Origin of the sequence: Roseateles sp. So40a (genome assembly GCF_048081605.1) — a bacterium.
In the GTDB taxonomy this organism is placed as follows: domain Bacteria; phylum Pseudomonadota; class Gammaproteobacteria; order Burkholderiales; family Burkholderiaceae_C; genus Roseateles.
In genome coordinates this window covers 4,067,992-4,084,544 of sequence record NZ_CP182288.1, presented here as the reverse complement: position 1 = coordinate 4,084,544, position 16,553 = coordinate 4,067,992, and the positions used below count along the sequence as shown (strand labels likewise).

The window sequence follows — 16,553 nt, the reverse complement described above, 5'->3', positions numbered from 1 at the left end:
GCCTTTTCCTGCGCGTGACTGCGCTCAGCCCAGCATCCACAGGTATTTCTGCATCGATCGCCGGTACAGCCACTCGAAGAGATCGACCGCAACGGCGACATCGTTGCGCTCATACACCCCCAGCATCGCCACCACGTAATCGTGTTTCTCGACGCCGGCGAAGCTGAGCGGCGCGCAGTGGCCGCTCAGGAGCGGCAGGTTGGCGGCGACCCGGCCGGTGCGCTTGTTGCCGTCCGCGAAGGCCTGCAGGTAGGCGATGTGGATCCACAGGAAGAAGGCGCTCTCGACCGGGTTGCGGATCGCGGCGGCCTTGGTGGCGATTTGCTGAAGCATTTCCTCGAGTAGGGCGTGGATGCCATGGGGCACATACGCCGTCCCGGTCACCGTGACGCCGAGTTCGCGCACGCGACCGCATCGGTCGGGCGGCAGCAGACCGTCCACCAAGTACGCATGCAGTTGGCGGATGAAACCATAGGAGGTCCTGCGCGTGTAGCCGTGACTGGCCATGAACTCAATGGCGCGCTTGTGGTTCACCACAATCCGGGTCGGCTTGTCCTGTTGAGCCGCTTCAGTGAGCAGCGCTTCGTCCAGCCGAAACAGCGCGTCCGTCTCGGCCAGGCTGAAGGTGCAGCCCTCCAGCTTGGAAGAGGCCCAACAGAACTCCGTGAGGAATTCAGTCATCATCATGACGGCGCCGTCGAAGTGATGCGGGCCGTTCTCCCAATGCGCGGTGCGGTACAGACTTTCCGCGAGCGCGGGCGGCAACAGACTGTCGACGTTGGGCTGATACGCGTCGAGGAACTCGCGGCGATAGGGCACCTTGTCGCGGAAGTCGACCGGGATCTGCATGAAGTCGAACATCTGCAGCGACCGCTCGGACCAGTCCGGCGGCTTGGGCCGGGTGGCCAAGTAGGTGGAATCCGGCTCGCGGACGCACCAGGGCGCTTTCATCAGTCCCTGAGGATCGGGTCGAAGGGGATCGAGTCGGTCGAGAGGGCGTTCGGATTTGGCGTTCATCGTGGCTGTTCCTCCGGGGTTCATTGAGGCCGACCAGCCGCGATCCAGCTGTCGATCGCGGCTTCGTCGATGTCGAATCGATCCGAATGCCGCGACGCCAGCGTCCGCAGCCGCAGCGCCAGCATCTCGCCCAACTCCTTGGCGTCCTCGGGGGGCAGGTCCGCGAAGGCGACCGAGGCTGCCGCCGAGCGCCGCCCGACGACCACGTCACGCACCACGCGGCGCAGGACGGGGCTCAGCTGCGCGGCGCGCGCATCGAGTCGCGGACGTGAGGCCAGGACCGCCATGTACTTGCGGATCGACTTCCGGTCGGTGTGCTCGAACAGGTCGATCGCGATGGCAGGGTCCTGGTGCTCGTAGACACCGAGCATCGCGAGCCGGTAGTCGTGCTCATCGATGCCCTCGAAGGTGATCGGCGCGCAGTTGCGCAGCAGCAGCGGCACGTTGGCCATCAAGCGGCTGGTCCGCTTGTTGCCGTCTCCAAAGGCTTGCAGGTAAGGGATCTGGACCCACAGGAAGAAGGCCGCCTCGACCGGATGGCGGATCGCCTGTGTCTTCTCGAGGATCAGGGCGAGCAGGTCGCGCAGTCGCGCTGAATCCTGCTCGGGCTCGAAGCGAGCGCCATTGATGTCGACCTCATGCTCACGCACGCGGCCCTGATCAAGGGGATCCGGCATCAGCCCCTCCATCAGGAGGTCATGGATCGCGAGCACCAGTTCAAGGCCGAAGCGCTGGTTCGGGGCCGCCTGGACCATGTACTCGATCGCGCGCTTGTGATTGAGGAGCATCCGGACCTCCTCGTCATGCGCCGACCTCGGGTCCTGGATCAACGATCCGAGGCTGAAGTGGCCCTGTGCCTGCCTGCGGGACAAGGACACGCCCTCGAGCCTGGATGAGGACCACGAGAGATCGAGCACCATCGGCTCCTCGACGGCCCGGGCAAAGGCGCCTCGCGGCAGGGTATCGACCCATCGGCAACCGTCATGCAGCTGGTCGGCCAACGAGGGCGGCAGCAGCGATGAGACGTTGGGGATGTAGCGCTCGACGAAGCCGGCGTCGTAGTCGGCGATCGGGCGATCGAGCTCAGGCCGTACCAGCCGCTCCGAGAGACGGCGCGCGGACCTCGACCACGCCATCGGACGCGGACGATCCGTGCCATACAAGGGATCCGGCTCAAAGACGCGAGCATGGCGGCCGCTCCGGGATCCGAAGACGGATGGCGCTGCGGACATGCCGAGCACCCAGACGCGTTGAACTTCCACCGACATCGCTGACTCCTTCGTTCAAGAGAAGCCAGCGATCTTGCGAGCCCGAATCAGCGCCAAAAACGAGCCAAGGCCCTTTGAGCGCGGAAGCAACGCGGGGATTGACCGACCCCGACTCGAACGCCTTCCGCAAAGAAAAAAGCCGGACCTCGCGGCCCGGCTCAATCCTTGCAGGAGCGGACGCGGGTCAGGCGTCCGGAGGAGACTCGATCAATACATCATCCAGCCGTTGCGCGCGACACGGCGCAGCGAGAACGCCAGGTCCGGACGCTCGGCCGACTGCTCGGCGGCGGCCTGCAGCACCGCTTGGCGGGGCTGGATCTCGGCGGCGGCATGCACGAATTCGACGACGGCGCGGGCGGCGCGCAGGGCCAGGCTCACCAGACGCTCGCCGGCGACGCTCGCGTTGCGCGCCCGGGCTGCGTCGGCAGCCATCACTTGGACATTCAGCGTGGTGGTGGTCATGGTGTTTCCCTTCTGAGGTGCTGTTGGGAGGCGCTGGGCGGGTGGCCTTGCGCCATGGCCGAGATATTGCGGTTTTTACGTAGGGCACGCCAATTGCACTTGGGAATCGGGTCATCACTGCCGGAAATGACCCGTGACGGAATTAGCATCCGGCGCATGAGCACCCCCCGCCCCGTCAACTTCCGGACGCTGGATCTGAATCTGCTGCGCGTCTTCGACGTGGTCATGGAGGAACGCCACGTGACCCGCGCCGCGCACCGCCTGGCCATCACCCAGCCGGCCGTCAGCAACGCGCTGCGCCGCCTGCGCGAGGCCACCCACGAGGAACTCTTCATCCCGACCTCCACCGGCGTGGAGCCCACCCCGCACGCGCAGGCGCTCTGGCCGGTCGTGCGCCGGGCGCTGGCCAGCCTGCAGCAGGCGCTGGAACCGCAGGTCTTCGACCCGCGCGCCGCCGGCAACACGGTCAGCTTCACGCTGGCCATGGCCGATGCGACCGCCGCGCTGGTCGTGCCGCAACTGGCGCGCCGCTTCCTGGAGGAGGGCATCCATGTCGGCCTGCGCGTCGTGCCGCTGACCACCCGCGATCCCCGCGAGCTGCTCGAGCAAGGATGGGCCGACCTGGCCATCGGCTTCTTCCCCGACGTGACCGAGCAACTGCTGGTCGAGGACGACAGCGCCGCCTTCCGCCGGGAATCGCTTTATGCCAGCCGGTACGTCTGCGTCATGCGCGCGGATCACCCGCTGTCCGAGCCCGGCGCACTGACGCTGGACGCCTACTGCGAGGCGCAGCACCTGCGCGTGAGCTTCGCCGGCCGCGCGCATGGTTTCGTCGACGACGCGCTGGCGACGATCGGCCGCAAGCGCACGGTGGCGATGACGGTCAACAGCTTCTTCACCGGCACGATGGCGGTGCAGCAGTCCGACCTGATCACCGTGCTGCCCGACAGCTTCGTCCCGGCCACCGGATTCGCCGGCCAGCTCGCGTGCCGGCACCTGCCCTTCGCGCTGCGCGGCATCGAGATCAGCCAGGTCTGGCATGTCCGCGCCGAGCCCGACCCCGCGCAGCGCTGGCTGCGGCAGGTGATCGGCGAGATCTCCGACGTCGTCGCGGCCGGCGCGCGTGCGTTGCCGCAGTTGCCGCCCTCGGCTTGAAGGGATCCGCTGATCTGAAGCCTCTTTGAAGCCGAGGCCCCGGGTCGCTGCCGTCCGGGACACGGGGATTCCTGCGAGTGTCCGCAGCTTTAGCCGCCTTTCGCCCGCCGGTCCGGCCGCCTACATTGCGCGTCTTCACAGATGAGAAGAATTCTCATCGAGAGCGAAAGAGACACGACGATGCGCCGACCCGATCAGATCCTCCGCCAGACCCTCCGTCCGTGGCATGCCGCCTCGGCGCTCGCCCTGGCCGCCGCCGTCCTGGTACCCGCGATGGCCCAGGCCCAGGCGCCCGCCGGCGGCGAGCTGACCCTGTACACGACCCGCGAGGTCGCGCTCGTGCAGCCGCTGCTGTCGGCCTTCACGGCCAGGACGGGGACCCAGGTCCACACGGTCTTCGTCAAGGACGGGCTGCTGGAACGGGTGAAGGCCGAGGGCGCGCGCTCGCCGGCCGACCTGCTGATGACCGTGGACATCGGCAACCTGGTCGACCTGGTCGAGGGCGGCGTGACGCAGCCGCTGAAGTCGGCGGAGATCGCCGCCGCGGTGCCCGCCAACCTGCGCGCGGTCGACGGCCAGTGGACCGCGCTGTCGCTGCGTGCCCGTGTGCTCTACGCCGATCCGGCCGTGAAGGCGGCGACGCTGCGGTACGAGGACCTGGCCGATCCGAAGTGGAAGGGCAAGGTCTGCACGCGCTCCGGGCAGCACCCGTACAACACCGCGCTGGTGGCCGCGATGATCGCTCACGACGGCGAGGCGAAGACCGAGCAATGGCTGCGCGGTCTCAAGGCCAACCTCGGCCGCAAGCCGACCGGCGGCGACCGCGACGTCGCGCGCGACATCCTGGGCGGCATCTGCGACGTGGGCTTGGCCAACTCCTATTACGTCGGCCAGATGAAGGCCTCCAAGCCGGGCAGTGACGCGCGCAAGTGGGGCGACGCGATCCAGGTCATCAAGCCGACCTTCAGCGCGCGCGGCGCCGGCACGCACGTCAACATCAGCGGCGCGGCGGTCGCGAAACACGCGCCGAACAAGGCCGCGGCGCAGGCGCTGCTGGAGTTCCTCGTGTCCGAGCCCGCGCAGCAGCTCTACGCGCAGACCAACTACGAATACCCGGTGCGCGCGGGCGTGGCGCTGGATCCGCTGATCCAGTCGGCGATCGGTCCGGTCAAGGCCGACACGCTGCCGCTGGCCGAGATCGCCCGCCATCGCAAGCAGGCCAGCCTGCTGATCGACAAGGTCGCCTTCGACCAGTGACCGGGTGAAGCGCCGACTTGGCGGGCTGCGCGCGGTCGGCCCGTTCTGGACCGCGACCGCGGCCGCGATCGCGCTGGCGGTGCTGACGCCGCTGGCGGCGCTCGCCTGGACGGCGCTGGGCGCGGGGATCGCGCACTGGTCGCACCTGATGGCGCACGTGCTGCCGCGGGCCGCGGCGCAGACCGTGATGCTGCTCGCCGGCGTGGGCCTGCTGACCGCGGTGATCGGCACCGGCTGCGCCTGGCTGGTCGCGCGCACGGATTTCCCCGGGCGCGGCGTCCTGCACTGGGCGCTGCTGCTGCCCTTGACGGTGCCGACCTACATCGCCGCCTACAGCTACGTGGACCTGCTGCATCCGATCGGGCCGCTGCAAGGCGCCTTGCGCGCGCTGCTCGGGTTCGAGTCGCCGCGCCAGTTCCGGTTGCCCGACGCGCGCTCGATGGGCGGCGCGGTGCTGGTGCTGTCGGCGGTGCTCTATCCCTATGTCTACCTGAGCATGCGGGCGATGTTCTCGACCCAGCCGGCGCGGCTGATGGACGCGGCGCGGCTGCTCGGCGAGGGCCCGTGGGGCGCGTTCCGCCGCGTGGCGCTGCCGATGGCGCGCCCGGCGCTGGCCGTCGGTGTGGGGCTGGTGCTGCTGGAGGTGCTCAACGATGTCGGGGCCTCGGAGTTCCTCGGCGTGACGACGCTGACCACGACGATCTACACGACGTGGGTGACGCGCTCGGACCTGGGCGCGGCGGCCCAGATCGCCTGCGCGATGCTGGCGATCGTCGCGGGGCTCGTCTGGCTGGAGCGCCAGGGCCGCCGTCGGCAGCTCGGCGGGGCGGTGCGGTCGATGCGGCCGGCGCCGCGCCTGCGATTGCGCGGCGCGCGGGCAATGCTCGCGACCACGGCGGCCGCGTTGCCCGTGCTGATCGGCTTCGTGCTGCCGGCGGGGCACCTGGCCGTGCTGGCATGGAAGCGCGCGGCGGAGGGCCACGGCTGGTCCGCCGAGGTGCTTGCCGGCGCGCGGCATTCGGCGACGCTGGCCCTGTCCGTCACCGCGGTGGCGGTGGTGGCCGGGCTGATCGTGGCCTGGGCGTCGCGCGCGAGCGGATCGTCGCGTCGTCCGCAGCGCAGCGCCTGGCTGCGCGTCTCGGCGCTGGGTTATGCGATCCCGGGCACGGTATTGGCGATCGGGCTGATGCCGCCGGCGCTCATGCTCGATGGCTGGATCGCCGATGGGCTCGGTGTGCCGGGCCTGCCGATGATGAGCCTGGGCCTGGTGCTGATGGGAGCCTGCGTGATGCGATTCCTCGCGCTGCCGGTGGGCGGCATCGAAGCCGGGTTGTCCCGCCTGCCCGCGCCGCTCGAGCAGGTCGCCCGCAGCCTGGGCGAGACGCCGCTGGGCACCTTGCGCCGCGTGCACCTCCCGTTGCTGCGGCCCGCGATGACGACCGCCGCGCTGCTGGTCTTCATCGACGTGATGAAGGAGCTGCCCGCGTCCCTGCTGCTGAGGCCGGCCAATGTCGAGACCTTGCCGACGTTGCTCTACGCCGAGGCCGCGCGCGGCAGTTATGAGCATGGGGCGTTGGCGGCGCTGTTGATCGTCGCCGTCGGGCTGCCCGCGGTGTTGCTGCTGAGCTGGGAGAAGAAGAGATGAGCGCTCTCACGCTGGAGCACGTGGAGGTCCGCTATGGCGCTGGGCCGGCCGTGCTGAGCGGACTGTCCTTGCACCTGCCGCTGGGCGGCATCGCCTGTCTGCTGGGGCCGTCGGGCTGCGGCAAGAGCACGGCGCTGCGCGCGATCGCGGGCTTCGAGCCGCTGACGTCGGGCCGCATCGAGCTCGACGGCCGGGAGTTGTCCGGCCCGTCGACGCGACTCGCGCCGGAGCAACGGGGCGTGGGGCTGCTGTTCCAGGAGATCGCGTTGTTCCCCCACCTGGATGCCGCGGCCAATGTGGGCTTCGGACTGCGGCGCTGGACGCGCGTGGCGCGGGAGCAGCGGGTGCGGGAGCTGCTGGCGCTGGTCGGGCTGGAGACGCTGGGCGGGCGCATGCCGCATGAGCTCTCGGGCGGGCAGCAACAGCGGGTGGCGCTGGCGCGCGCGTTGGCGCCGTCGCCGCGGCTGCTGTTGCTGGACGAGCCGTTCTCAAGCCTGGATGGCGCGACGCGCGATCACCTGGCCGTCGAGGTCCGGCGCATCCTGCGTGAGGCCGGGCAGACCGCGCTGATGGTCACGCACGATGCCGACGAGGCCGAGACCATGGGCGACTGGATCGGCGAGATGGCGCAGGGGCGGCTGGTGACGTGGCGGCAGACTCGGGTCGCGGTCTAGCCTGCGTCGGATGACGAGGCGGCACCCATGCCGAACCACAGGCGCCTGAACTTCGTGTACACCGCCTACCTCGACCTGCTGAACCGCGAAGACCCATGAGCGCTGACTTCCGACCCGCCGTGCCCGCCGACATCGCCGCCTGCATCGATCTGCGCGGCCGCACCCGCGAGAACGCCGTGTCCGCCGCGCGGCTCGCGGAGCTCGGCATCACCGAGACGTCCTGGTCCGGCCAGGTCCGGGACGGCAGCCTGCCCGGCTTCGTCGCCCACATCGACGGGGTCCTCGCCGGCTATTGCGTCGGCGACGCCCGCACCGGCGAGATCGTCGTGCTCGCGCTGCTGCCTGAGCACGAGGGTCAGGGCCTTGGCCGCGCGCTCCTCGATCTCACGGTCTCGCATCTGCGCGCGCTCGGTCATGGGCGGCTCTTCCTCGGGTGCTCGGACAACCCCGCCCATCGCTCGCACGGCTTCTACCGGCGTCTGGGCTGGACACCCACCGGCGAGCGCGACGGTCTGGGCGACGAGATCCTGGAGTTGCGGGCCGGCTGATCCGCGGCCCGGAGGGGAACTGGGCGGCTTCCCCTCGGTTTCTCTTGATGCGGCCTTGAGGCCGCACGCGCTACGCTCGCGTCAAGCAAGAACGAGCGAGACATTCCCATGCTCATCAACTGTGTCGCCTACCGCGACGGCCGCAGGCTGGCCGATATCCAGCCCGAGGAAATCAGCGACTACCTCCAGCTGCCCGACTGCTTCGTCTGGGTCGCCCTGCGCGACGCCTCCACCGAGGAGGTCCTCGCGATGAAGGAGGAATTCGACCTGCACGAGCTCGCCGTCGAGGACGCGCTCCATGGCCAGCAACGGCCCAAGGTCGAGGAGTACGGCGACACGCTGTTCGCCGTCATGCAGACCGTGCAGTTCACGCCCACCGACGAGCTGTGCACCGGCGAGGTATCCATCTTCGCGGGCCGCAACTTCGTGCTGTCCATCCGCAATCGCGTCGCGCAGAGCCTGCTGGGCGTGCGCGCCCGCGCGGAGAAGGAACCGCACATGCTCAAGCGCGGGCCGGGCTTCGTGATGTACGCGATCATGGACGCGATCGTCGACCGCTACTTCCCGGTCATCGAGGCGCTGGAGGCGGAACTCGAGGCGATCGAGTCGCAGATCTTCGAGCCCGGTGTCACGCGCGACAACATCCGCCGCGTGTATGAGCTCAAGCAACGCGTCACCGTCGTCAAGCATGCGGTGTCACCGCTGCTGGACGCCGTCGGCAAGCTGGTGCGCGGCCGCGTGCCGCCGGTCTGCGAGGACACGCGCGAGTACTTCCGCGATGTCTACGACCATCTCGAGCGGATGCAGACGGCGCTCGATTCGCTGCGGGACACCGCGACGACGGTGATCCAGGTGCATCTGTCGATGGCCGCGATCGAGGACTCCGAGACCACCAAGCGGCTGGCGGCCTGGGCGGGGATCTTCGCCGCGGCCACCGCCTTCGCCGGCATCTGGGGCATGAACTTCGAGGTCATGCCCGAGCTGAAGTGGCGCTTCGGTTATCCCGTCGCGCTCGGGGTCATCACGGCGACCTGCGGCGTGCTGTTCTGGCGCTTCCGCAAGGCAGGCTGGCTATAAGCGGCTTGGCCGGGGTGGCCCCCTCGCCCGCGAAGCGGGAGAGGGTGGGGGTGAGGGCTCGTGGCGGACAGCGAGCCCTGCTCAGAGCCCTCACCCTCCGCCCTCTCCCGCTTCGCGGGCGAGGGGACCAAGAGGGCAGGTGACTGCCGGGATCAGATCAGCTCGGCGATCGCCTTGCCCATCGCGGTCGTGTCCGCCGTGCCGCCCAGATCGCGCGTGCGCGGACCCGACGCCAGCGTCTTCTCGATCGCCGCGAGGATCGCGTCATGCGCGGCCTGCTCGCCCAGGAACTGCAGCATCAGCGCGCCCGACCAGATCATCGCGACCGGGTTGGCGATGTTCTGCCCGTAGATGTCCGGCGCCGAGCCATGCACCGGCTCGAACAGCGACGGGAAGTTGCGCTCCGGATTCAGGTTGGCCGACGGCGCCAGCCCGATCGTGCCCGTCGTCGCAGGACCCAGGTCCGACAGGATGTCGCCGAACAGGTTGGACGCCACCACCACGTCGAAACGCCCCGGCTGCAGCACGAAACGCGCTGACAGGATGTCGATGTGCTGCTTGTCCACCGTCACCGCCGGATACCCCGCGCCGACCGCGTCCGCGCGGCCATCCCACCACGGCATCGAGATCGCGATGCCGTTGCTCTTCGTCGCCACCGTCAGATGCTTGCGCGCGCGGCTCTGTGCGAGGTCGAACGCGTACTTCAGCACGCGGTCCGCGCCGAAGCGCGAGTACACCGACTCCTGGATCACGATCTCTCGATCGGTGCCTGCGTACATCACGCCGCCGAGGTTGGTGTACTCGCCCTCGGTGTTCTCACGCACGACGAAGTAGTCGATCTCGCCCGGCTTGCGGTTGGCCAGCGGGCAGGGCACGCCCTCGAAGAGCCGCACCGGACGCAGGTTGATGTACTGGTCGAACTCGCGGCGGAACTTCAGCAGCGATCCCCACAGCGACACGTGATCGGGCACCGTCGCCGGCCAGCCCACCGCGCCGAAGAAGATCGCGTCCTGGCCCTGCAGCTGTGTCTTCCAGTCGTCGGGCATCATCTGGCCGGTCTGCTGGTAGTAGTCGCAGCTGGCCCATTCGATGTGGGTGAACTCGAACCGGATGCCGAAGCGCTTGGCCGCGGCTTCCAGCGCGCGCAGGCCCTCGGGCATCACTTCCTTGCCGATGCCGTCGCCGGGAATGACGGCGATCTTGTACGTCTTGCTCATGGTCGTGCTTTCGATCGTGGATTCAACGGGAGTTCAGTAGGGCGAGCCGGTCGGCGCCGGCAGCGGCGGCGCGAGCTCGAAGTCTGCCGCAAGCCGCCGCGTGGCCTGTGCGAGCAGCGTGACGTCGATGCCCACCGCTACGAAGCGCGGCGCCGCGCCCTCCGAGCGGACTTGAGGCCCTCGCCCGCGGAACCTCGATGGGCGGGCGGGCGACTGCCGGGGCCCCTCGTCGCAGGAGCCCCACGTGAGCTGGAATGTCTCGTCATTCGGTCGCATCGCGTCTGGTTTCGGACACGAGTCGACGCCCGGCACCGCCGCCACCGGCGAATCGTCGAGCGGGCCACGCGCCCGGCACGCACCAGAAGCCAGGAACGCCGCCGTCGTGGACGCGTTCATCGACGGGGGCAAGCAGATCAAGGACGTGAGGATGGTCACCTGCTCGGCCATCCAGGCCTGCGGCAGCAACGCGGTCGCCGCCGAGGCCTGCGTGAAGGAGTTGGAGCGCGCGATCTGCCGGCAGACCGGACGGCGAGTGATGGCGGATGCGCTGATCTTCAACGCCCTGATCAAGGTGTATCGGGCGTCGAATGACCTGGCGGGGGCGGAAAGGTGCGTCGACCGCATGCGTGCGCTGGGCATCGATCCGACGGAATCGACCTACAACTCGTTGATCTCGGCGTTCGGCAACGTCAAGGATCTGGGCAGGGCGAGGGCGTGGTTCGATCGATTGATCGCGGACCCGAAGGCCTTCCCCGACTGCATGACCTTCGGCGCGATGATCTGGTCATGCGGCGTCGCCGCGGACCCCGGCGGCGGGAAGCTCGCGGAGCGCTGGTTCGCGCTGATGGCCGCCCACCGCGTCACTCCCGATGCGCGTGTCTACGACGCCCTGATGTATGCCCATGGCAAGTCGGGTGATCTGACCTCGGCGGAGGAGTGCCTGGATCGCATGCGGGACGAACACGGGATCGAGCCCGATGTGACCAGCTACAACACCATGATCAAGTTGTGCATGCATCTCCGGAAGAAGGGCGAAGCGATGGAGTGGCTGGAACGCATGCGGCAGGCTGGCCTCCAGCCCAACCCGGCGACCTGGCGCGCGCTGGGGCGCCGTGTCCTGGTGCTGCCGCTCACCACCCCAAGGCCGCGTCCCTGAAGCTGTCCAGCGCCAGTTCGTAATTCATCTCGCCGAGCAGCCCCACCAGGCGATCGCGGTCCGCGTTCCACGCGTCGACCACGTACCGCCACGCCGGCGCGAACGAACGCGGCTCGGCTTCCTCGGGCGGGATCTCCGCGTCGATCGAGGCCGGGGGCAGGTCCGAGGGCAGCATCAGGCGCGAGGGCGCCGACGGGCGGTCCGCGTCCGCGTCGTAGAGCCGGCTGTCGGCGCCGGCGTCGATGCCCGGGTCGATGCGCCAGCGGCCGTCGGCCTGCACGCTGATGCGCGGACGCAGCCAGGGCTCGTGCGCGCGGGGGTTGAGCAGATGACAGCTGCGGTCCCGGGCGTCGATGACCAGCAGGCTCAGCACCGACCCGCGGCCGTTGGCCAGCTCCTCGACGTAATCCGGATGCTCGGGCGGGCCGTCGACGTCGACGACGAAGAAGCGGTCGTCGATCCACTCGCCCGATCCGACGATCGAGCAGCCGAAGGTCAGTTCCTGCGGATAGGGCAGCAGCCGTCCGTCCAGCCAGAGCGCGGCCCCGTAGGGGGCCTCGAAGACGCCGCCGCGCTCGGGGTATTCCGGCAGACGGCCGTCCTCCCACCAGACCACCGCCCGGTGCAGGCGCCCCGGGGCGTCGGCGATGCGGAAGCCCGCGGTGCGCCATTCGGGCCATGAGGTCCACAGCCGGGACTCGACGCGTTCGTCCAGCCCCATCGCGCGCAGGTCGCGGCTGCTGGCGTGCTGCAACAGATGCTGTGCGAAGTGCCGCCACATGGCCGGGCCGAGCGCGCGGGCGATGGGGTCGGCGTCGCGCAGCCAGTCCAGCAGCAGCGGCACCACCGGGGCCTGGCGGGACCACAGCGCATGCGCCGCCACGGACTGCGCCCAGCGCCGCTCCAGCGCGCGCAGGCCCTGGAACTCGGGCGATGCGCCGGTGTCGGGCAGGGCGTCGAGGGGCGTCATGTCGGACGGCGGATCCGTCGCGGGGGTGGCGGGAAGTCCGACCAGCGAGGGCGGGACGGAGGAAGGCGGCAAGTGGTACAGCGGCATCTGATCGGGCGCACCGGGGTGGGGAACCGGAGTCGCGATCGGGTCGGGGCAGATGAGGTTCCCGGGGCAGGGTGTGCCCGTCGCTCTCGTGAGGGACGCCGAAGGGCATGCCGGGGGGACATGTCTTGCCCGCGCAGTGAAGGACCGTCGGGCGAACAGGAGATGCCTGATGCGGGTCCGGGCAATCGCCTGTGGGACAGTCGGAGCCTCGTTTCCCGCTGACCCCAGGCCATGACGATCTTCCGCCGCGTTCCTAGTTCCTCCTCGCACGCGCCGAGGGCGCGCACCGCCCTGAGCGCCGCGCTGCTCGCGGTGCCCCTGGCCGTGCCCCTGGTCGTGATGCCCGCGGCCTTCGCGCAAGCCGTTCCGGCTGCGGGTGCCAGCGACGCCCGCGCGCCGGTCGAGGCCGCCATCGAGCAACCCACGCCGCGCGTTGTCGACGACTTGCTGGAAGCGGGCCGGGTGGACGTCGCCGTGGCGCGCCTGGCGGCGCTGGACGCGAGCCCCGCCGCCCAGCTGACCCGTCTGCGCGCGCTGCTGCGCACGCAGGACTACGCGCGGGCGCTGCCGCTGCTCGACGCCTTGAAGGCGCGACCCGCCGCCAGCCTGTCGCCCGAGGAGCGCAGCGCGCTGTATGACGGCCTGCGCGCGCGGGATGACCTCGCCGAGATCGACCGGCGCACGTCCGCGGCCATCGCAACGGGCCGGGCGGATTCGGTGGACCTGCTCGCCGCTGGTGAACTGGCCACCGCGCTGCACCAGGATGAACGCGCCAAGCCGCTGCTGGAGCGCGCGCTGCAGGCCGCCACGACCTCGCGCGAGAAGGGCGAGGCGCTGCGGGCGCTGGGACAGTGGTTCTATCAGCAGCGCGATTTCGACACCTCGTTCAAGCGGCTCGAGGAAAGCCTCGCCTGGCGCCGCAGCGCGGAAACGCTGGGCACGCTGGCCGAGACGCTGATCCGGCTCGCCCGCACCGGTGACGCGATCGACGCGGCCCGCCAGGCGCTGGACTACAACCCCTACGACGAACACGCGCATTACCTGCTGGGCAACGGCTACGCCCGTCGCAACTACAGCGAGCTCCGGCGCGAGGAGCCGGCGCGATTCGCCGAGGCCGAGGCCCTGGCGCACCGCGCCTCGGACGCGCTGGAGGCGGGTTCGCCCGACCAGGCCCGCGCGCTGGCGATCCAGGCCTTGAGCGCCTGCCCCGGGTACGGCCGCGGCCATGCCATCCTGGCGAAGGCGCTGGAGTTCCAGCGTCTGGCCATCGACATCCACCGCGCCGACTACGAGGCCCGATTCGCGGCGACGCCGATGCCGCGCGTGCCGGGCATCGAGCGCTACGTGCTGAACTGGGCCTCGCTGACGCCGCGCATCCAGAAGCGGGTGGCGCTGTCGGTGGCGCCGTGGCGGGCCTACATCCCGGTGCTGGTCGAGGGCAGCGCGACGCACTACATCAAGCCGATGTGGCAGCGCCTGTCGGAGACGCCGGGCCTGGAGTCGCTGCGCGACGCGCGCATCGACACCGATTCACGGCTGTGGGACGACGTGCGCGGCGCCGGCGGCCACAACACGGTGACCGGTTACGAAGACGTCGAGCGGCTGGTCTCCGACCGCTACAACACCGTGCTGCATGAGCTGTCGCATCAGGTGCACGGCGTGCTCGGGCCCGACGACTGGCGCGCCATCGAATCGCTGTACCGCGCGGCCAAGGCCCGCGACGCGAAGACGGGCAAGGGCTTCCTGTCGCGGTATGCCGGCGGCACGGTCTGGGAGTACTTCGCCGAGGGCGTCAACGCGCAGGCCTCGCCGCGCCGTGACGTGTACGACACGCGCGAGATCACGCGCGAGCGGCTCGCCGAGCGCGATCCCGACCTCCAGCGGTTGGTGCTCAAGCTGCTGACGCGCACCGACGCGCGCGCCAGCCTGCCGATCGCCATGAGCAACGAGGCCGCGCGCCGCCTGGAGACGGGCGATGTCGAGGGCGCGTTGGCGCAGCAGCGCAAGGCGCTCGCGCTCGCGCCGAGGAACGAGGCGGCCCAGCTGGGCATGCTGCGCCTGCGCGCGATCCGGGGCGATCGCGCCGAGGTCGCGCCGTTGGCCGACGCGGTGATCCGCGCCCATGGGTCCAGCGCGAGCGCGCGCATCGAGGTCGCCGCCGCGCGGCGCTGGCTGGGCACGCCGATCGCGACGCTGGTGGGCGAGCTGCGCGGCGCCCGGCGCATGAACGCGGAGGACTCGCTGCGGGTGAACCTCGCGGTGGGCGGCTACCTGCGCGAGGTCGGCGATGTGGACGGCGCGCTGGCCGCCTATGACGCGGCGCTCGCCGCGCAGGGCGACAAGCCCGAGGCGCTGTGGGGCAAGGCCAAGGCGCTGGCGCTGGCCGGTCGATGGGACGCGGCCTTCGCGCTGTATGACCGCGTGGTGCGCGAGCGCTCGGGCCTGGTGGAGCTGCGGGTCGACCACGCGCAGGACCTGTTGATGGCGGGCCGTCGCGACGCGGCGCGCGAGGCCTTGCGGGCGGCGGCGCTGCTGGATCCGGAGGATCCGTCGGTGCTGGCGCTGCAGGGCTGGCTGGCCTTGCAGGACGGCGAGGCCGCGCTGGCGCTCAAGCAGGCCGATCAGGCCCTGGCGATCGCGCCCTGGCTGGATCTGGCCGAGGCGGTGCGCGGTGCCGCGCTGCGCCGGCTGGATCGCGCCGCCGAGGCCGATGTGACGTGGAAGGCCCTGCGTGAGCGGCTGGCCGCTGACGCGCCGCCGACCTACGTCTACTTCAAGCCGCGATCGACCTGGGTGCTGGCGCATGCCAACGGGCAACGCGAGCGCCAGGTCTTCGAACGGCTGGGGGTCGTGGCCCCGCGCTGATCGGCGTTCAGCGGCGGTCCAGCGGCGGTCATCGGCGCTCAGCGCCAGCCTAGCGCCGGCGCCGCCACCACAGCCACACGCCGGTGACGCCCATCGCGAAGAGCGCCAAGCCGAGCAGGCCGGTGATCACGCGGTTGGCGACGCCGAAGAGCTCGCCCGCGTGCAGCGGGTAGATCCACGCGGTGGAGCGGCCGGCGAGGTCGAGCTGGTCCCAGCGCTGCTGGGCCAGCACGTGGCCATCGACCGGATGCGCCCAGATCGACGACAGCCCGTTGGGATGCGGATCGCCGGGCAGCTTGAAGCGCAGCCGCACCGCGCGGGTGTCCGCCGCGGCGAGTTGCACGAAGCCGACCTGGCCCTCGGGCCAGCGCGTCCGGGCGTCGGCCACGATGGTGTCCAGTGGCACGCGTTCGCCGTGATCCTTGCCGACCTTGGGCGGCTTGGTCGCGGCATCGCCGACCAGCGTGTTGATCCAGCCGCCGATGGGCCGATAGGCCATCCACGCGCCGCTCGCCACGGCGACGGCCACCAGTAGCCCCAGCACCGCGCCGCCGAAGCGGTGCAGGTCGAACAGGCTGCGCGTCGTGCCCTTGTCGAGCTTGAGCTTGAACGCGTGACGCCACTGCGCCGCGTTCATCGGCCACCACAGGATCAGGCCCGTCACGAGCAGCGCCAGGTAGGCGATCGCGGTGAAGGCGAGCACCGCCTTGCCCGTGTCACCCAGCAGCAGCGCGCTGTGGAGCTCGAAGACGATGTTGGCCAGGCCCTCGGCTTCGCCCCGGCGTCCCAGTTCGGCCACGGTGACGGGGTCCAGGTAGAGCGTGCCTTCCCACGCCGAGCCCCGCACCATCACGCGCAAGGACTCGCCGTCCTCGCGCGGCGGGCGGATGGTCATCGTTGCCTTCGGGCCGAATTCCTGGGCGACGCGCTGTCGCAGCGTCTCCAGCGGCGTGGCGGAGGCCTCGATGGCCGCGGACGCCTCGGCGGCCCGTGCCGGGGCGCGGAAGAGCTCGGGGTGCAGGGCCTCGTCCAGCGGGCGCAGCACCGTCATCAGCGCGCCGAGCAGCGCCGCCGCGGCGAGCAGCAGACCTAGCGTCAAGCCGGTCCAGCGATGCAGCCACATCCAGAGGCGTCGTGCGGTCATCAGCGCCATGG

At 70.3% G+C, this 16,553-nt stretch carries 15 protein-coding genes; 8 read left to right on the top strand and 7 right to left on the bottom strand.

The genetic code is table 11. The features are described 5' to 3' along the window. Nucleotides 1-24 precede the first annotated feature (24 nt). The 3 genes from ACNI65_RS18550 to ACNI65_RS18540 all read right to left on the bottom strand — a co-directional run bounded on the left by ACNI65_RS18550 (nt 25) and on the right by ACNI65_RS18540 (nt 2,747). Nucleotides 25-1,017, bottom strand: a complete 993-nt coding sequence (locus ACNI65_RS18550; RefSeq protein ID WP_416758553.1) for a Fic family protein — start codon at nt 1,015-1,017, stop codon at nt 25-27. A 20-nt stretch (nt 1,018-1,037) separates the two neighbouring features. Further along, complete coding sequence (locus tag ACNI65_RS18545) at nt 1,038-2,285, bottom strand: Fic family protein (RefSeq protein ID WP_416758552.1); 1,248 nt, start codon at nt 2,283-2,285, stop codon at nt 1,038-1,040. Between the two features lie 207 nt (nt 2,286-2,492). Then, nucleotides 2,493-2,747 carry a hypothetical protein gene (locus tag ACNI65_RS18540; protein ID WP_416758550.1) on the bottom strand — a complete coding sequence of 85 codons (255 nt, stop codon included), beginning with the start codon at nt 2,745-2,747 and terminating at the stop codon, nt 2,493-2,495. A 156-nt stretch (nt 2,748-2,903) separates the two neighbouring features. Here ACNI65_RS18540 and ACNI65_RS18535 point away from each other — a divergent pair, with 156 nt between their 5' ends. The 6 genes from ACNI65_RS18535 to corA all read left to right on the top strand — a co-directional run bounded on the left by ACNI65_RS18535 (nt 2,904) and on the right by corA (nt 9,103). After that, nucleotides 2,904-3,902, top strand: a complete 999-nt coding sequence (locus ACNI65_RS18535; protein WP_416758548.1) for a LysR family transcriptional regulator — start codon at nt 2,904-2,906, stop codon at nt 3,900-3,902. Between the two features lie 180 nt (nt 3,903-4,082). After that, complete coding sequence (locus tag ACNI65_RS18530; RefSeq protein ID WP_416758546.1) at nt 4,083-5,159, top strand: extracellular solute-binding protein; 1,077 nt, start codon at nt 4,083-4,085, stop codon at nt 5,157-5,159. A gap of 4 nt (nt 5,160-5,163) precedes the next feature. Beyond that, nucleotides 5,164-6,804, top strand: coding sequence for an ABC transporter permease (locus tag ACNI65_RS18525; RefSeq protein WP_416758545.1), 1,641 nt, complete (start codon nt 5,164-5,166; stop codon nt 6,802-6,804). Then, nucleotides 6,801-7,478, top strand: coding sequence for an ABC transporter ATP-binding protein (locus tag ACNI65_RS18520; RefSeq protein WP_416758543.1), 678 nt, complete (start codon nt 6,801-6,803; stop codon nt 7,476-7,478). Before ACNI65_RS18525 ends, ACNI65_RS18520 begins: the two co-directional genes overlap by 4 nt. Before the next feature lie 95 nt (nt 7,479-7,573). Further along, on the top strand, nt 7,574-8,026 hold the full coding sequence (locus tag ACNI65_RS18515; protein ID WP_416758542.1) for a GNAT family N-acetyltransferase: 453 nt from the start codon (nt 7,574-7,576) through the stop codon (nt 8,024-8,026). Between the two features lie 108 nt (nt 8,027-8,134). Continuing rightward, nucleotides 8,135-9,103 carry a magnesium/cobalt transporter CorA gene (corA, locus tag ACNI65_RS18510; protein ID WP_416758540.1) on the top strand — a complete coding sequence of 323 codons (969 nt, stop codon included), beginning with the start codon at nt 8,135-8,137 and terminating at the stop codon, nt 9,101-9,103. A gap of 152 nt (nt 9,104-9,255) precedes the next feature. On the opposite strand, the gene ACNI65_RS18505 is transcribed toward corA, so the two are convergent. Together ACNI65_RS18505 and ACNI65_RS18500 are read right to left on the bottom strand one after the other, a co-directional pair. Beyond that, on the bottom strand, nt 9,256-10,320 hold the full coding sequence (locus tag ACNI65_RS18505; protein ID WP_416758538.1) for a tartrate dehydrogenase: 1,065 nt from the start codon (nt 10,318-10,320) through the stop codon (nt 9,256-9,258). A gap of 33 nt (nt 10,321-10,353) precedes the next feature. Further along, nucleotides 10,354-10,878, bottom strand: a complete 525-nt coding sequence (locus ACNI65_RS18500) for a hypothetical protein (RefSeq protein ID WP_416758537.1) — start codon at nt 10,876-10,878, stop codon at nt 10,354-10,356. On the opposite strand from ACNI65_RS18500, the gene ACNI65_RS18495 reads away from it, so the two are divergent. Next, complete coding sequence (locus tag ACNI65_RS18495; RefSeq protein ID WP_416758535.1) at nt 10,856-11,476, top strand: hypothetical protein; 621 nt, start codon at nt 10,856-10,858, stop codon at nt 11,474-11,476. The genes ACNI65_RS18500 and ACNI65_RS18495 overlap by 23 nt on opposite strands. Here the strand turns inward: ACNI65_RS18495 and ACNI65_RS18490 are convergent. After that, on the bottom strand, nt 11,451-12,446 hold the full coding sequence (locus ACNI65_RS18490; protein WP_416758533.1) for a hypothetical protein: 996 nt from the start codon (nt 12,444-12,446) through the stop codon (nt 11,451-11,453). The two genes, ACNI65_RS18495 and ACNI65_RS18490, sit on opposite strands and share 26 nt — an antisense overlap. A 318-nt stretch (nt 12,447-12,764) precedes the next feature. Between ACNI65_RS18490 and ACNI65_RS18485 the strand changes: the two genes are divergently transcribed. Next, nucleotides 12,765-15,398 carry a tetratricopeptide repeat protein gene (locus ACNI65_RS18485; RefSeq protein WP_416758531.1) on the top strand — a complete coding sequence of 878 codons (2,634 nt, stop codon included), beginning with the start codon at nt 12,765-12,767 and terminating at the stop codon, nt 15,396-15,398. A gap of 49 nt (nt 15,399-15,447) precedes the next feature. Here ACNI65_RS18485 and ACNI65_RS18480 read toward each other — a convergent pair whose 3' ends face one another. Further along, nucleotides 15,448-16,542, bottom strand: coding sequence for a PepSY-associated TM helix domain-containing protein (locus ACNI65_RS18480; protein ID WP_416758530.1), 1,095 nt, complete (start codon nt 16,540-16,542; stop codon nt 15,448-15,450). Nucleotides 16,543-16,553 lie beyond the last annotated feature (11 nt).

Bases quoted from the DNA above. Each gene is read 5' to 3' on its own strand.
- ACNI65_RS18515 (WP_416758542.1), top strand. From the start codon at position 7,574: ATGAGCGCTGACTTCCGACCCGCCGTGCCCGCCGACATCGCCGCCTGC.
- corA (WP_416758540.1), top strand. From the start codon at position 8,135: ATGCTCATCAACTGTGTCGCCTACCGCGACGGCCGCAGGCTGGCCGAT.
- ACNI65_RS18545 (WP_416758552.1), bottom strand. From the start codon at position 2,285: ATGTCGGTGGAAGTTCAACGCGTCTGGGTGCTCGGCATGTCCGCAGCG.
- ACNI65_RS18520 (WP_416758543.1), top strand. From the start codon at position 6,801: ATGAGCGCTCTCACGCTGGAGCACGTGGAGGTCCGCTATGGCGCTGGG.
- ACNI65_RS18505 (WP_416758538.1), bottom strand. From the start codon at position 10,320: ATGAGCAAGACGTACAAGATCGCCGTCATTCCCGGCGACGGCATCGGC.
- ACNI65_RS18550 (WP_416758553.1), bottom strand. From the start codon at position 1,017: ATGAACGCCAAATCCGAACGCCCTCTCGACCGACTCGATCCCCTTCGA.
- ACNI65_RS18480 (WP_416758530.1), bottom strand. From the start codon at position 16,542: ATGACCGCACGACGCCTCTGGATGTGGCTGCATCGCTGGACCGGCTTG.
- ACNI65_RS18530 (WP_416758546.1), top strand. From the start codon at position 4,083: ATGCGCCGACCCGATCAGATCCTCCGCCAGACCCTCCGTCCGTGGCAT.
- ACNI65_RS18535 (WP_416758548.1), top strand. From the start codon at position 2,904: ATGAGCACCCCCCGCCCCGTCAACTTCCGGACGCTGGATCTGAATCTG.
- ACNI65_RS18495 (WP_416758535.1), top strand. From the start codon at position 10,856: ATGGCGGATGCGCTGATCTTCAACGCCCTGATCAAGGTGTATCGGGCG.
- ACNI65_RS18540 (WP_416758550.1), bottom strand. From the start codon at position 2,747: ATGACCACCACCACGCTGAATGTCCAAGTGATGGCTGCCGACGCAGCC.
- ACNI65_RS18485 (WP_416758531.1), top strand. From the start codon at position 12,765: ATGACGATCTTCCGCCGCGTTCCTAGTTCCTCCTCGCACGCGCCGAGG.
- ACNI65_RS18490 (WP_416758533.1), bottom strand. From the start codon at position 12,446: ATGACGCCCCTCGACGCCCTGCCCGACACCGGCGCATCGCCCGAGTTC.